At 65.0% G+C, this 14,546-nt stretch carries 12 protein-coding genes; 11 read left to right on the top strand and 1 reads right to left on the bottom strand.

The window, feature by feature from the left end; genetic code table 11:
* Positions 1-68 precede the first annotated feature (68 nt).
* The 6 genes from IM25_RS13030 to IM25_RS13010 all read left to right on the top strand — a co-directional run bounded on the left by IM25_RS13030 (position 69) and on the right by IM25_RS13010 (position 3,681).
* Positions 69-1,234, top strand: a protein-coding gene (locus IM25_RS13030; protein ID WP_112320133.1) for an IS3 family transposase whose coding sequence is annotated in 2 segments (ribosomal slippage) — positions 69-341 and positions 344-1,234 — 1,164 coding nt in all. Because the reading frame shifts where the segments join, the coding sequence is not laid out codon by codon here.
* 179 nt (positions 1,235-1,413) lie between these two features.
* The gene (locus tag IM25_RS27460; RefSeq protein WP_335739964.1) at positions 1,414-1,605 is read left to right on the top strand and encodes a hypothetical protein; all 192 of its coding nucleotides are present in this window, start codon (positions 1,414-1,416) and stop codon (positions 1,603-1,605) included.
* Positions 1,602-2,000, top strand: a complete 399-nt coding sequence (locus IM25_RS13025) for a DUF3558 domain-containing protein (RefSeq protein ID WP_335739963.1) — start codon at positions 1,602-1,604, stop codon at positions 1,998-2,000. The genes IM25_RS27460 and IM25_RS13025 overlap by 4 nt, the downstream gene beginning before the upstream one ends.
* Before the next feature lie 17 nt (positions 2,001-2,017).
* Complete coding sequence (locus tag IM25_RS13020) at positions 2,018-2,377, top strand: hypothetical protein (protein ID WP_065996098.1); 360 nt, start codon at positions 2,018-2,020, stop codon at positions 2,375-2,377.
* A gap of 330 nt (positions 2,378-2,707) precedes the next feature.
* Positions 2,708-3,295 carry a DUF3558 domain-containing protein gene (locus IM25_RS13015; RefSeq protein WP_065996097.1) on the top strand — a complete coding sequence of 196 codons (588 nt, stop codon included), beginning with the start codon at positions 2,708-2,710 and terminating at the stop codon, positions 3,293-3,295.
* Between the two features lie 26 nt (positions 3,296-3,321).
* The gene (locus IM25_RS13010) at positions 3,322-3,681 is read left to right on the top strand and encodes a hypothetical protein (RefSeq protein WP_033097368.1); all 360 of its coding nucleotides are present in this window, start codon (positions 3,322-3,324) and stop codon (positions 3,679-3,681) included.
* A 68-nt stretch (positions 3,682-3,749) separates the two neighbouring features.
* Here the strand turns inward: IM25_RS13010 and IM25_RS13005 are convergent, their stop codons facing one another.
* Complete coding sequence (locus IM25_RS13005) at positions 3,750-5,519, bottom strand: TerD family protein (protein WP_033097407.1); 1,770 nt, start codon at positions 5,517-5,519, stop codon at positions 3,750-3,752.
* 199 nt (positions 5,520-5,718) lie between these two features.
* Between IM25_RS13005 and IM25_RS13000 the strand changes: the two genes are divergently transcribed.
* From IM25_RS13000 to IM25_RS12980, 5 genes are read left to right on the top strand one after another with little or no spacing between them, the layout of a single operon-like run.
* The gene (locus tag IM25_RS13000) at positions 5,719-7,197 is read left to right on the top strand and encodes a DUF3375 domain-containing protein (RefSeq protein ID WP_033097367.1); all 1,479 of its coding nucleotides are present in this window, start codon (positions 5,719-5,721) and stop codon (positions 7,195-7,197) included.
* Entirely contained in the window at positions 7,194-7,793 is a 600-nt protein-coding gene (locus IM25_RS12995) for a DUF4194 domain-containing protein (RefSeq protein ID WP_033097366.1), read from the top strand. Before IM25_RS13000 ends, IM25_RS12995 begins: the two co-directional genes overlap by 4 nt.
* Complete coding sequence (locus IM25_RS12990; RefSeq protein WP_065996096.1) at positions 7,790-11,098, top strand: ATP-binding protein; 3,309 nt, start codon at positions 7,790-7,792, stop codon at positions 11,096-11,098. Before IM25_RS12995 ends, IM25_RS12990 begins: the two co-directional genes overlap by 4 nt.
* On the top strand, positions 11,095-12,303 hold the full coding sequence (locus IM25_RS12985) for a DUF3322 domain-containing protein (protein ID WP_082937549.1): 1,209 nt from the start codon (positions 11,095-11,097) through the stop codon (positions 12,301-12,303). Before IM25_RS12990 ends, IM25_RS12985 begins: the two co-directional genes overlap by 4 nt.
* Positions 12,300-14,537: a glycoside hydrolase family 3 C-terminal domain-containing protein gene (locus IM25_RS12980; RefSeq protein ID WP_065996095.1), complete on the top strand. Its 2,238-nt coding sequence runs from the start codon at positions 12,300-12,302 to the stop codon at positions 14,535-14,537. The genes IM25_RS12985 and IM25_RS12980 overlap by 4 nt, the downstream gene beginning before the upstream one ends.
* Positions 14,538-14,546: the final 9 nt, after the last annotated feature.

Below are 14,546 nucleotides of genomic sequence, written 5' to 3'. Positions count from 1 at the left end.
GGACTGCTGCACGGATAGGTGACATCTGAACTGTGGTGCCGTGAGGCACTGCTGGAAGGATGGACCCCGTGCCCAAGCCCTATCCGAAAGAGTTCCGCGACGACGTCGTCCGCGTGGCCCGCAACCGCGAACCAGGTCAGCACCTGCGGCAGATCGCCGCCGACTTCGGCATCAGCGAATCCTGCCTGACCAACTGGCTCAGGAATGCCGACGTCGAGGACGGCACCAAGCCAGGGACGACGAACGAGGAGTCCAGAGAGAACCGCGAGCTGAGAAAGCGGATCCGGTTGCTTGAGCAGGAGAACGAAGTGCTGCGGCGGGCCGCGGCGTATCTATCACAGGCGAATCTTCCGGGAAAATGATGTACCCGCTCGTCCGCGAGCTGGCCGCCGGCGGGATTCCCGTCGCGGTGACGTGCCGGGTTCTGGGGATCGCGCGCCAGCCGTACTACCGGTGGCTCGCCGACCCGGTCACCGACGCCGAACTCGAGGAGGCGTACCGGGCGAACGCCCTGTTCGACGCCCACCGCGAGGACCCGGAGTTCGGCTACCGGTTCCTCGCCGACGAAGCCCGCGATGCGGGCGAGTCGATGTCGGACCGCACGGCGTGGCGGATCTGTTCGACCAACAGGTGGTGGAGTGTGTTCGGCAAGAAACGTGGCTCGAAGAAGGGCCGCTCCGGGCCGCCGGTGCACGATGATCTCGTCGGCCGCGTCTTCACCGCGGATGCTCCAAACACTTTGTGGCTCACCGATATCACCGAACACAGAACCGAGGAAGGCAAGCTCTACCTGTGTGCGGTCAAGGACGTGTACTCGAACCGGATCGTCGGCTACTCGATCAGCGATCGGATGAAATCCCGTCTGGCTGTCACGGCCCTCGAATCGGCAGTGGCACGGCGGGACTCGGTTGCCGGATGTGTGGTTCATTCCGACCGTGGATCGCAATTTCGCAGCCGGAAATTTGTCCGCGCCCTCGCCCGCCACGACCTGGTCGGATCGATGGGTCGGGTGGGTGCGGCCGGCGACAATGCCGCGATGGAATCGTTCTTTGCGCTGCTCCAGAAGAACGTCCTCGACCGGCAGAGATGGGCCACACGCGAGCAGTTGCGCATCGCGATCGTGACTTGGATCGAGCGGACCTATCACCGCCGGCGACGTCAGCTCCGGCTCGGCAGATTGACGCCTGTCGAGTTCGAGACCATCATGACCACACCAGCCACACAGGCTGCGTGACCGAATCTGTCACCGGATCGTGCAGCAGTCCCGGCCACCTTGCAGATACCTATGGGCGCGCGGAGCGGGAAACGGTCATCGGAGCGCGCTACAACGCGCTCTTGTGACTAGTTCGCGCTCCGGAGTGCTGGGCCGAGCCGTTGTGTTAGCGTCTGCCGACAAATCGATCAGGGGGTCGCATGGGCAGGTGGGGAACAGCCGCGCTCGCAGCACTGGCGGTAGTGGCGACGGCGTGCAGTCCGGGTTCGGCGGAGCCGGCCACGAGCGACGAGGCTTCCACGTCGGCCACCCGGACCCCGCGCATCACCGACGACTCCGGCCGACCCCCCGTCACCTTCGACCCCTGCTACGACATCCCGACGATCTCATGAACGCGGCCGGGTACGACGCGGCCAAGAAGGAAATCGCGGACATGCCAATGGGGACGTACACCTTCCTCGGCTGCACATACGACAACAGGGACCACATCCCAGGCGTGCGCCGTGGATACGGCCTCAACATCCTGGCTGGCAATGTCTCTTTGGACGAGGAGTTCCAAAAGAATGCACATGTTGCCAGCCAGACAAGCATTAACGGCAGACCGGCGCTCCTAGAAGTAGACCCCGACGCACGAAACGGCTGCAAGTACGCCCTGCAGACAGATTTCGGAGTTGTACTCGTCACCCGAGTTCTCTACACCGACCACTCGGGCCCTGCACCTCAAATCGATTGGTGTGCAGGCATGGAAAACCTCGTCGCCTCGGTTGAACCCTTCATCGCGAACTGACATCGAACAGGACGAACATGCCGGAGTTCAGCAGGCTCGAGCCTCGCGTCGTCGCAGAGATCCTAAGGATCTGCGAAACCATGCTGGATGAGTTCGACCAGTCGTACAAACACACTTTTAGGCTCACCGACGTCCACGGCTTCGGTGATTTCGACTCCGCTCAACAACTTGCTGCAGGCTATCGACGCAAAGCTGCAGGCACACCCGAGTCGGCCAGAGAACGGATGCAACAGTTCATCGACGCCCTCACCCATCTCCGCGACGCCTTCGCCACCGGCGGGGAAGCCTTCCTCAACACCGAATCCGACTGGGCCCGCCAACTCGCCGCCACCGACCCCGACAGCGGAGCGGGAAACGGTCATCAGAGCGCGCAATAACGCGCGCCTCTGACCACTTCGCGCGCTCGAGCGGTTGTGTCGGCGTCCGGCTGGCATTCGATCGGGGTCGAATGGGCAAGGGGAACAACCGATGCGACTTCCATCCGCTCGCCCGTTGGCTATTCGGAACGGTGCAGACAGTATCTGCGATTGCGATCACAATCAATCCGATCCTGCGAATCAGGCCACCTTGCAGATACCTATGGGCGCGCGGAGCGGGAAACGGTCATCGGAGCGCGCTACAACGCGCTCTTGTGACTAGTTCGCGCTCCGGAGTGCTGGGCCGAGCCGTTGTGTTAGCGTCTGCCGACAAATCGATCAGGGGGTCGCATGGGCAGGTGGGGAACAGCCGCGCTCGCAGCACTGGCGGTAGTGGCGACGGCGTGCAGTCCGGGTTCGGCGGAGCCGGCCACGAGCGACGAGGCTTCCACGTCGGCCACCCGGACCCCGCGCATCACCGACGACTCCGGCCGACCCCCCGTCACCTTCGACCCCTGCTACGACATCCCCGACGATCTCATGAACGCGGCCGGGTACGACGCGGCCAAGAAGGAAATCGCGGACATGCCAATGGGGACGTACACCTTCCTCGGATGCACGTACCGAGACCGCAACAAAGTCCCCGGTGTACGACGCGGTTATAGTCTCAACATTCTTGCTGGAAACGTCTCCCTCACGGAAGAACTCGACAACAACAGGCACATCGCAACAACGTTGACTATCAACGATCGTCGCGCGTTGCTCGAAATCGACACGAACCGGAGCGACACGTGCAAGTACGTTCTCGAAACCGAGTTCGGAATCGTCATGTTCACGCGAATCCTCCATACCGAGCGACCCGGCAACGCCCTTGTAGAGGAATGGTGCGCTGACTTCGAGGAACTGGTAGCCGCAGTCGAACGGCAAATCCTTAGCTGATTCGCCTGCCAAGTCGAGAGGTTACAATGCCCGAATTCACCAGGCTGGAACCACATGTAATTGACGAGATCCTGCGGATCTGCGAGGTGATGCTCGCAGAGTTCGACGGTACACAGGCGACGGCAGCGAAGCTCACCGACGTTCGCGGATTCGGCGACTTCGAATCCGCCCAACAGCTCGCAGCCGGCTACAAGCGTAAAGCCATGGGCACTCCGGAGTCAGCTCACGAACGCGTCAAACAATTCATTCAAGCATTGAGGAAACTCCGCGACGCCTTCGCTACCGGCGGCGAAGCCTTCCTCGACACCGAATCCGACTGGGCCCGCCAACTCGCCGCCACCGACCCCGACAGCGGAGCGCGAAATAGTCATCAGAGCGGGCAATAACACGCGCCGATGACCATTTCGCGCTCTGCAGTGCTCTGTCGATCCCCACCCGCGTGACGAAGCAGAGATCAGTCGTCGACTTCCACCCCGTAACGGCGTGCGAGGGCTGCGAGGTCGTCGTCGTACCCCTGCCCCACCGCGCGCAGCCGCCATTTGCCGGCGCGGCGGTAGATCTCGGCGAGGACCATGGTGCGTTCGGTGGTGCCGGCGTCGAGCACGAAGGTCGCGGCGGTGCCGGTCTCACTGTCGACCGCGACCGATACCGCGCCGAGTTCGCCGAAGGTGCGGTTGCCGTCGATGGCCGCTGCGATGGCGATGCGTTCGCATTCGGCGGGAAGTTCCGCGAGGTCGACGCGGATGCAGTGCTCACTCGAACCGTCGATGGTCAGTTCGATGACGCCGTCGTCGTAGAGCGGATTGTTGTAGAAGACGAAGTCGTCGTCGGTGTCGACCTTCTCGTCGGCGCCGAGCAGGAAGGCGACGATGTCGAGATCGAATTCGTCGCCGACAGCTTCGGCCTTCCAGGCGACGTTCACGGCCCAGCGGTGACTGTCGGACGGCAGGTCGATCACTTCACCGCGGGACAGCACCGGCGCCGTGAGCCGTGACTCCACCCGCGTGTGCGGGGGCATCACTCCGTTCTCCACTGCGGCATCGACGTCGTCGGGTCGCAGGACGGGCAGCTCACGTGCCGCGACCCGCGTCATCCGCTTGTCGGCCTCTCCTCCTTCGAGGACCAGCACGTCGGTGACGGCGGCCGTGAAGTTGAGGGCCGGGCGGGCACCGAGCTGGGTGAGACGCGAGCGCATCATGACGGCCTGCAGGTGCGTGCCGCCGAGCAGCAGCACCTTGCGTCCTGTCCACAGCTTGGGCTTCTGCCCGGTCGGCGGCCGGACCGGGGGCACCACCGCGACCTGCGGTTCCGGTGGCGGGATGATGTCGACGACGGTCGCAACCTTCGATTCGCCCGGACTCACCCGCGTCAACAGCTCCTCGAGCTGCTGTTCGCTGATCACGGGAATGCCTTCGGCCATCGCCTTGCGGACCTTGGCGGTCTGCACGGTCGGGTCGTTGCACACCACGACGCTGGTCTGTCTGCTCGCGTTGTTCATCACGTCGAGTCCGGCGTCGGTCAGCCGGTTCGCGAGTGCGACCCGCGGAGTGACGGTGGAGCCGCTGATCACGACCTTCATGCCTTGGACGAGCCCATCGTTGCCGAGGCGACCCGGGTTCTTCCACTGGCACGCGACCCGCGGAACGGATGCGGGATACACCGATTTGCGGCTGCGGCAGTTGACGACGGGCAGCGGCAGTTGCAGGTTGTCGGCCATCGCGGCGCTGCGCAGGAAGATCTCCGACAGGACGCGCGCGTCGTCGTAGGCGTCGTGCTCCTGCAGCTGGTGGACCTGCCAGTGCTGCGCAAGGGTCGCCAATCGGAAGTTGGGGACGTCGAGTTCGAGCCGGCGCGACAACGCGAGCGTGCACAGACGGTGCTCCGCCGGCAGCGACGTGCCGGCCCGACGGAACTCGGCGTCGAGGAATCCGTAGTCGAACGACGCGTTGTGGGCGACGATCGTGGCGCCGTCGAGAATCCCGGCCAGTTCACCGGCGATGTCCTCGAAGCGCGGCGACCCGGTGAGGCGCTCCCGCGTGAGGTTGTGGATGTGCACCGGTCCCGGGTCGCAGCCGGGGTCGACGAGGGTCGAGAACTCCTGCTCGACAGAGCCGTCCTCGCGCAACACGAGGGCGGCCACGCTCAGGACCCTGTGGGCGTTGGACCGCACACCCGAGGTTTCGACGTCGACCACCACCCATCGATGGTCGCGGGGCAACGTCATGGCGCCCTCCGCGGGTGCGTGCACTTCGATCACGTCATCCTCCGATCGCTTTCATCCCCCGACGAAAACCGACACGGTCGGACATTGTGGCCCTTGTTACCGACACTGTCGTCACCGCCCCGACATCGAGCCGATCCCGTAGGAGACGGTTGTCGTAGGCGTGTGCCACCATGGGCGCGATCGAAGCGAGAGGGAAGCTGTGTCGACTGCCGACCTGTACCGCCTGACGCGGCTGCGCGATCAGCACGCCGCGTGGACGCTGCTGCGCGCCGACCACGCCCCCGCAATCCTCGGGATGCTGGGACGACACTTCGATCGGGGAACCCGGCGACTTCCCGCCCCCGAACTGTTCGCCCGCCTCGACGCAGACCTGCAGGACCTCCGCGACCAGGGATTCGACCTTCCACGCACCGCCCAGGCCTACTGCGCAGATTGGGTGCGCGCCGGATTTCTGCTCCGACGTGCCGATACGGGCTCGCGCGAAGAGACGCTGGAGCCGACCGAGTCCGCATTCGTCGCACTGAATTTCGTTGCGCAACTGACGACCGACACCAGTTCGATCACGGAATCACGACTGACAACCCTGTCGAGCCAGTTGCAGGCGCTGGCTCGCGATTCGGACCCACGGAGCGAAACCCGTCTGGCAACGCTGCGGACCGAGCGCGACGCACTCGACCGGCAGATCGCAGCGGTGGAATCCGGCGACTTCCCTGTCCTCGATGGCCCACGGGCCGCGGAACGCGTGTCGGAGATCCTCGCGCTTGCCGGCGAGATCCCCGGGGATTTCGCACGAGTACGGGCCGAACTCGAAGGGCTCAATCGCGAGTTGCGCGCACGGATCCTCGACGACGAAGGCGACCGCGGCGACACTCTGGGCGAGGTCTTCCGAGGTGTCGACCTCATCGGCAGTTCCGATGCAGGACGCAGCTTCACCGGGTTCTACGACATGATCATCGATCCTGAACGGTCTGCACAGCTCGACGACTGGATCGAGGCGGTACTGACTCGTCCGTTCGCCCGGAGCCTGTCTCCCGAGCAACGTCATCGGTTCCGATCCTTGCTCACCGAGATGGAGGACGCAGGTGGCGAAGTGCATGCGACGATGACATCGCTGTCACGCTCACTGCGGCATTTCGTGCAGTCCCGCCATTACGAGGAACATCGCCGATTGCAACGTCTGTTGCGCTCGGCGCAACAGCACGCTCTGCAGGTGGCACCCCACCGCAAGCCTTATGAACCGCTCGACCTCGACCTGGTGCGGATCGGCATGAGTATCGAATCGGTCGCGGCATTACAGTTGCACAATCCCGCAGACGATCTGGTGGCCGAACCGGTGGTGTCGCAGACGCCAGGTGAGGTCGACCTCGACGATCTGCGGCGCATCGTCCGCGAATCGGAAATCGACATGGACGAGCTGCTCGGTAGCATAGCGGCCACACTGCGCGTGCGCGGTAGCGCGACGATCGGCGAGGTCCTGCGCGAACATCCCGCAACCCAAGGGTTGGCAAGCGCCATCGGGCTTCTGGTTCTCGCCGTCGAGCACGGACACCGCGTGGAGGGCGATGAGGAGATTTGCTGGAGCTCCCCATCCGGCGTCGAACGGGTGGCCACGGTACGCCGGCATCTGTTCGATCCCACCGATCCTGCCTTCACCACCTTGGAACAGGACAGCCTATGACCGACACCACGACCGGGCTGTATCCCGGCGACACCGGCGAACTCGAACTCGACACCCGGCGCGCATTGGTCCAGCTCCTCAAGGGTCCGCTCATTACCGCCGGCAAGCATCCCGAGGTGTGGCGGACGGTGATCCGCGACGAGCGCGTGCTGCGTTCTCGGTTGGCCGATGTGTTTCTCGATCTCGTCGTCGACGAGGACGAACAGCTCGCATTCACCCGTCCCGCCGAAACCGGCGATCACAAGGCCCCCGCAGTGTTGCGCACCGAGCGATTGACATTCATGGACACCGTGATGCTGTTGTCGCTGCGGCAGCTGCTCCTCCGCGCACAACCCGGTGATCGGGTCATCGTCGATTTCGACGAAATGGCCGGGCAGCTCGAGATGTACCGTGCGGCCACGAGTACCGACCCGGCCGGTTTCCGGCGCAGGGTCAACGCTTCGTGGGAGAAGTTGAAGAAGTACAGCCTTCTCGCGTCGACGTCGACGGAGGGTCGGATGGAAGTCTCTCCGGTGTTGCGGCAGTTGTTCGATGCCGATCAGGTTGCTGCTGTGGAAGCGGAGTTCCGGCACATCGTCGCGGAGAGTCAGCCGTGACGGCCACCCCTCCCCACCCGTCCCAGTTCCGGCTTGCCCGCGTGCAGGTGGTGAATTGGGGAACCTTACACGGTCACCACGACATTCCGATTGCGCGCAAGGGTTTCCTGATCACCGGCGCGTCGGGATCCGGAAAATCCACTCTCATCGATGCGATCTCCACAGTGCTCATGCCGGGCGGCAGTGTCCGATTCAACGCGGCCGCGCAGGAATCCGCGGCCGGTTCCGGGCGCAACTTCGTCAGTTACATCCGCGGTGCGTGGCGGCGCGAAGCCGACGTCGATACCGACTCCCTGACCGCTTCCTATCTACGTACGGGCGCCACCTGGAGTGCCGTCGCGCTCACCTACCGCACCGGCGACGGTGCCGCGCCCGTGACGCTCGTCAAGCTCATGCACCTGCGGCGTGGAGCCAACGCGAACAACGATGTCTCTCACCTGCATCTGATCTTCGATTTTGATTTCGACCTGATCGATCTCGAGCCGTTCGCCGGCCGCGGTATCGACACCCGGGGCATCCGAAAGCGTTGGCCCGGGGCTACTGTCAATCCCAGTTACACGCCGTTCGCTCGCGCCTTCCGCGCGAAGCTGGGCATTTCGTCGGAGGCGGCCCAACGGTTGTTGCACCGAACACTGTCGGCCAAGAGTCTGAACAGTCTCGATCAGTTGCTGCGCGACTACATGCTCGACGAACCCGACACCTTCGCGATGGCCGATCGCGCGACGTCCCAGTTCCGCGACCTGCGCGAGGCGCACCGTGTCGTCGTCGACGCGCGTCGGCAAGTCGAGGCACTCGATCCCCTTGTCGGTCTCGCGGAGGTTCGCCGCCGAGGCCTCCAGCAACAACGCGAACTACAGGAAGAGAACGACCACCTCGACGCCGTGCATGCCCGGATGACGGTGGATCTACTGCGAGAGAAGCTCGACGAGGCCTACGCACAGATCGGACTGTTGCAGACTGCCGTCGACAAGACCTCGGTCGAAGCCGAGCGCGCGGCCGAGCGCACCCTCGATCTGCGGGTGCGGCTCGAAACCACCGACGGTGGACGTTTGTCCACTCTCAGGCTGCAACGCGACGCGGCGGAAGCCGACCTGACTCGGACCGTACAGTCACGGAGCAGGTTCGACACCGCCGTCGGATCGTGGGAAGCAGAGGCACCGACCACCGCTGAGGAGTTCGCGCATCTGCGAGCCCAGCTCGAAACGGAGTTGCGTGAGCTCGACGCGACAGTCGGTACACGCAGAAACGATGTGTACGAGGTGGTGCGAGCACTCGGCACACTGCGTTCCGAACACCGACAACTCATCGCCGACCGAGAGCTGCTCGCCCGGCGACGCTCCAATCTCGATCCCGCTCTACTGCGGATACGCGAACTGGTCTGCACCGCAGCTGGTCTCAGCGAAGACATGTTGCACTTCGCGGGCGAACTCCTCGAAGTGCGCTCCGAGCATGCCGAGTGGACCGGCCCCATCGAGCGCGTACTCGGCGGGCTTGCTCGCACGATGCTCGTACCCGACGAATATTATTCACGCGTTGCAGCAGTGGTCGACGCGCAGCATCTCGGCACCCGGTTGGTGTACCGCCGGGTGCGTACTCGTTCCGGCCGGCCTGCCACCCCGGCGAGCGGTGACGAATCGCTGGTTCGAAAACTGGACGTGCGGCCGGGACCGCTCGCAGCGTGGCTGCAGCACCACCTCGCCGAGCGTTTCGACTATGCGTGCGTGGCGACCGTCGACGACCTGCGAGGTGTGCCGCGCGGCGTGACCCGGGCCGGTCAGGTCAAGCACGGCGGCGAGCGGCACGAGAAGGACGACAGGTACCGCGTCGACGACCGCAGCCGATGGGTGCTCGGGTTCGACAACGAAACCAAGCTCTCCGATCTGCGTCGCCGCATCGGCGAGGTCGAATCCGAGATCGCCCGCCTGCAACGTCGGCAGGAGTTGCTCGAGCACGCAGAGTGCACGGTACAGCAGCGTCGACACGCGGCGGAGATCATCCTCGACACGACCTGGGCCGACATCGACGTCGAAGCGGCCGAGGCAGCGGTTGGCGCGATCGAGCATCGACTCGAGGGATGGTTGCAGGGCAATGCCGAGTACGCCTCGCTCACGCTCGATCTTGCCCGTGCGGAAACCGAGGAGAAGGAGGCCCGCGCAGCGTATACCGCAGCCGGATCCGGTCTCGAACGCCACCGTGGCGATGTGGAGCACACTCGGCAGCGGCTTGCAGAAGTGGAAGCACACGCCGATTCGGCGGTCCCCGACGGGATCGACAAGCGCATCCGCGCACGCTTCGATGCTGCCGCACGTCGACCGACGAGCGAGAACATCGACCGGTTGCTGCATACCGTCGGACGAACCATCACCGACGAGCACCGTGCGGCGCTCACGAGAACCACGGACGCCGAGCGGCGCATCACCGCGATCCTCACCGCCTATCTCGCCGAATGGGAGTCACGACGCGCCGAGATGCGCTCCGACGCAGAGTACGTAGACGATGCTCTCGCGGTGCTCACTCGCCTGCGCAACGACGGATTACCCGCATACGAGAACGAGTTCTTCCGGCTACTCAACGACCAATCGAGCCGCAACATCGGAGAGCTGGCCCGCGCGATCCGCAGGGCACCGGGCGAGATCCGTTCCCGTATCGAGCCGGTGAACGAATCGCTCCGGCGTTCTCCGTTCGACACCGACCGGACTCTGCGGATCGATGTGAAGGATCGGCGTTCGCCTGCCGCGGCCGATTTCCTCGCGGAACTGCAGCGCATTGTCAGCGGCTCGTTCAAGGAAGAGGACCGGGTCGCCGCCGAGCAACGGTTCGAACAGATGGAGCGGATCCTCGAACGCCTCGACTCGGGCGACCCCGCCGACCGGCGCTGGCGGCAGTTGGTACTGGACACCCGCCTGCACGTCGGCTTCATCGGAGTCGAGGTCGACGGGGAGGGCGTGGACGTCAATTTCCACGACTCCAGCTCCGGCCTGTCGGGTGGGCAGGCCCAGAAACTGGTGTTCTTCTGTCTCGCCGCCGCCCTGCGCTATCAGCTGGCGGCATCGGGGGAAGAGTTGCCGCGCTACGGCACGGTGATCCTCGACGAGGCATTCGACCGTGCAGATCCTGCGTACACGCGGCGAGCACTCGACGTGTTCACCCGATTCGGTTTCCATATGGTGCTCGCGACGCCGCTGAAGTTGCTGCAAACCCTCGACGATTACATTGATGGGGTGGCCGCGGTGAGCATCAGGGACAAAAAGTACTCGCAGCTGGCCTTGTTGCCGATCCGCAGCGCGGAGGAGCCCCGCGAGTGAGTACAGTGTGCGTGCCGCCGTCAGCCGTAAGTACCAGGGCAGAGACGGCCTACCGGAATCGTCGCAGCAAGTGGGTGGCCGATCCAATTGCAGCCGAATCCGATTCACTGTCGATTGCGTTGCACCCACCCTCGGAACGGCAGGTCGCGGAGGATCCCGACGCCGTGGTCGCATGGGTGCGCGCCTGGCAGATGCACCGCGGAATCGGTCGCGTGCACTGGGAGACGCGGCGCTGGCCGAGCTTCGGCACGCAGGATGTGCCGGTGCGGGTCGTGTTTGCAGGTCCCGGTGAGATTGCCGCCGCGGCAGGCCGGATGTCCGAATGGCACAGGCTCACCGCCCGGCGGGTGCAGTTGGTGGAGATTCTGGCACCCGGTACCCCCGCGCTTGCCGACGCGATCGGCTCGACGCTTTCACGGTGGCTCGAACTCGGCGAAGCCGACTTCGTGCGCCTTGTCGGCGTGGTCCGGTGGCTGGCCGACCATCCGGCTTCGGGCGTTTTCATTCGGCAGCTTCCGGTGCCCGGTGTGGATACCAAGTGGATTTCGCGGCATCGCGGACTGGTCGAGGTACTTCTCGAAGGCGCTGTGGGGAATCGTGACCTCGGTGTGCGTTCGGTGCCTCGATTGTGCGAAATTGCGGTTTGTGACCGCACCTTGCTACCCACGGCACCGCGACATTGTGCAGCGCCGCTGGACGAGCTCGCCGAGTTGCCGCTCCACCCGGAGCGCATACTGGTCCTCGAGAACAAAGAGGGCCTCCATGCGCTGCCTGATCTGCCGGGCACCGTGGCCGTACACGGCAGTGGTTACGCAGTGCACGAACTGGCCGCACTATCCTGGCTCGCCGACTCGGATGTCGTTTACTGGGGTGATCTCGACACGCACGGCTTCGTGATTCTCGACCGCTTCCGCGCTTACCTGCCTGACGTGCGCAGTTTCCTCATGGACCTCCACACCCTGGAAGCGTGGAGTGCTCTCGCGGTAGAGGAACCGTCCCCCAGCTCGCACGTGCCGATGCGACTGACGCCCGCGGAAAATGAGGTCTTCACGCGGTTGCGCGTGGAACGACTCCGCCTCGAGCAGGAGCGGATTCCGTGGCCGCACGTGATGGAGGAACTTGCCCGCGCCTTCACCGGCGCGATCGGACATGATCGAGACTCGACCAGGATGGATCCGACCGCGCTTCGAGAAGGAGTCTCATGACCGAACCGGCCCTCCGCTCACCCCTCGAGATCGTGGCGCGACTGACCGTCGAGGAGAGGGCGTCGCTCACCAGCGGCCTCGACTTCTGGCACACCGAACCGGTTGCGCGCGAGAACATCCCCTCGATCATGCTCACCGACGGGCCGCACGGTGTGCGGAAGCAGACCGCCGAGGGCGACCATCTCGGTCTGCACTCGTCCGTGCCCGCGACCTGCTTCCCGCCTGCCGTCGCGCTGGGGTGTTCCTTCGACCCGGAGTTGCTCGAGCGCGTCGGCGCGGCGTTGGGCGCGGAGGCCCGCGCACTGCAGGTCGGTGTCCTGCTCGGGCCCGGTATCAACATCAAGCGCTCCCCATTGTGCGGCCGGAACTTCGAGTACCTGTCGGAAGATCCGCTGCTCTCGGGTGTTCTGGGCGCTGCGCTCGTGCACGGCATGCAGTCGCAGGGTGTCGGTGCGTCACTCAAGCACTTCGCAGCGAACAACCAGGAGACCGACCGGATGCGGGTCTCCGCCGACGTCGACCCGCGGCCACTGCGGGAGATCTACCTGCGTGCCTTCGAGCGGGTCGTGCGCGACGCGCAGCCGTGGACGGTGATGTGCTCGTACAACCGGATCAACGGGGTGTACTCGTCCCGTAACCCGTGGCTGCTCACCGACGTCCTGCGCGGCGAGTGGGGTTTCGAGGGTCTGGTCGTGAGCGATTGGGGTGCTGTCGACGACCGCGTCGCGTCCCTCGCGGCAGGTCTGGATCTCGAGATGCCGTCCACAGGAGGTCGTACGGACGCCGAGATCGTCGCAGCGGTACGGGCGGGCACGGTCGACGAATCGGTCCTCGACACGGCAGCCGCGCGGGGGATCGAACTGGTGCAGAAGGCCGTCGCTGCGTCCGATCCCCGCGCGACCTTCGACGCCGATGCCCATCACGCCCTCGCACGCGAGGTGGCCGGGCAGAGCATCGTGCTGCTCCGCAACGAGAACGACCTGCTCCCCCTCGCCACCGACGCGAACATTGCGGTGATCGGCGAACTGGCCCGCACGCCGCGCTACCAGGGCGCTGGATCGTCCCGGATCGAACCGACGCGCCTCGACAACGCGCTCGACGAGATCCGGTCGCTGTCCGGCCGGGACGTTCCCTTCGCCGCCGGTTACGCGCTCGACGGATCGGACTCGGCCGAACTCGTCGATGAGGCAGTGAAGCGTGCCGCAGACGCCGATATCGCGGTCGTGTTCCTCGGTGTACCCGCCGAACTCGAATCCGAAGGTTTCGACCGCGACGACCTCGAACTCCCGCAGCGTCAAACCGCGCTGCTCGATGCTGTGCTGACGGCGAACCCGAACGTCGTCGTCGTGTTGTCGAACGGCGGTGTCGTGCGGCTCAGCGGCTTCGCCGACCGTGTTCCGGCGATCGTGGAAGGGTGGCTGCTCGGGCAGGCCGGTGGCGGCGCCGTCGCCGACGTGCTCTACGGGCACGTGAATCCGAGCGGCCGCCTCGCGGAGACCGTCCCGATCCGGCTCGAGGACACCCCGGCGCACACGAACTTCCCGGGCGAACACGGCCATGTGCGGTACGGAGAAGGATTGTTCGTCGGATACCGCTCGTACGACGCGCGTCGCCTCGACGTGTCCTTCCCCTTCGGTCACGGCTTGTCGTACACGACGTTCGAATACTCCGATGCCGCTGTGGAATCCGACGGCGATCTCACGGTGCAGGTCACCGTCACCAACACGGGTGGGCGTGCGGGCGCCGAGGTCGTGCAGGTGTACGCCGGTGCACCCGGTTCGTCCGTTGCTCGGGCGCCGCGAGAGTTGAAGGGCTTCACCAAGGTCCGTCTGGATTCCGGCGAATCGCAACGTGTGGCCGTGAGTATCCGACGCGACGACCTCGCCTACTGGGACACCCGCGTCGATTCCTGGGTGGTCGAAGGTGGCACGTACAGCATCGACATCGGTGCGTCGAGCCGCGACATCCGGCAGACGCTCACCGTCGACATGACGGGCGACGCGGTGCGAATTCCGCTGACGATGGAATCGTCTCTCGGAGAACTGTTCCAGAACCCCGCGGCCGCCGAGATCGTCCTGCAGGCGTTCGGTTCGCTCGGCGGCGAGGTCGGGGTCGACGAGAGTGTTCTGAAGATGGCAGCGTCGATGCCGCTCGGTCGCCTCGCCGGATTCGCTCCAGGGGTCGAGTCGGAGCAGATCCAGCAGCTTCTCGATGTGGTCAACCAGCAGGAGTGAAGGCAGAGC

The sequence above is a fragment of the Rhodococcus sp. p52 genome, from assembly GCF_000763325.2.
GTDB lineage: Bacteria > Actinomycetota > Actinomycetes > Mycobacteriales > Mycobacteriaceae > Rhodococcus > Rhodococcus pyridinivorans.
Note: the sequence above shows the minus strand (reverse complement) of the source record. Positions and strands in the feature narration are given on the sequence as shown.

Coding starts and splice junctions, on each gene's coding strand:
- IM25_RS13010 (WP_033097368.1), top strand. CDS start 3,322: ATGCCCGAATTCACCAGGCTGGAACCACATGTAATTGACGAGATCCTG.
- IM25_RS13005 (WP_033097407.1), bottom strand. CDS start 5,519: ATGACGTTGCCCCGCGACCATCGATGGGTGGTGGTCGACGTCGAAACC.
- IM25_RS13025 (WP_335739963.1), top strand. CDS start 1,602: ATGAACGCGGCCGGGTACGACGCGGCCAAGAAGGAAATCGCGGACATG.
- IM25_RS12995 (WP_033097366.1), top strand. CDS start 7,194: ATGACCGACACCACGACCGGGCTGTATCCCGGCGACACCGGCGAACTC.
- IM25_RS12980 (WP_065996095.1), top strand. CDS start 12,300: ATGACCGAACCGGCCCTCCGCTCACCCCTCGAGATCGTGGCGCGACTG.
- IM25_RS13015 (WP_065996097.1), top strand. CDS start 2,708: ATGGGCAGGTGGGGAACAGCCGCGCTCGCAGCACTGGCGGTAGTGGCG.
- IM25_RS13020 (WP_065996098.1), top strand. CDS start 2,018: ATGCCGGAGTTCAGCAGGCTCGAGCCTCGCGTCGTCGCAGAGATCCTA.
- IM25_RS27460 (WP_335739964.1), top strand. CDS start 1,414: ATGGGCAGGTGGGGAACAGCCGCGCTCGCAGCACTGGCGGTAGTGGCG.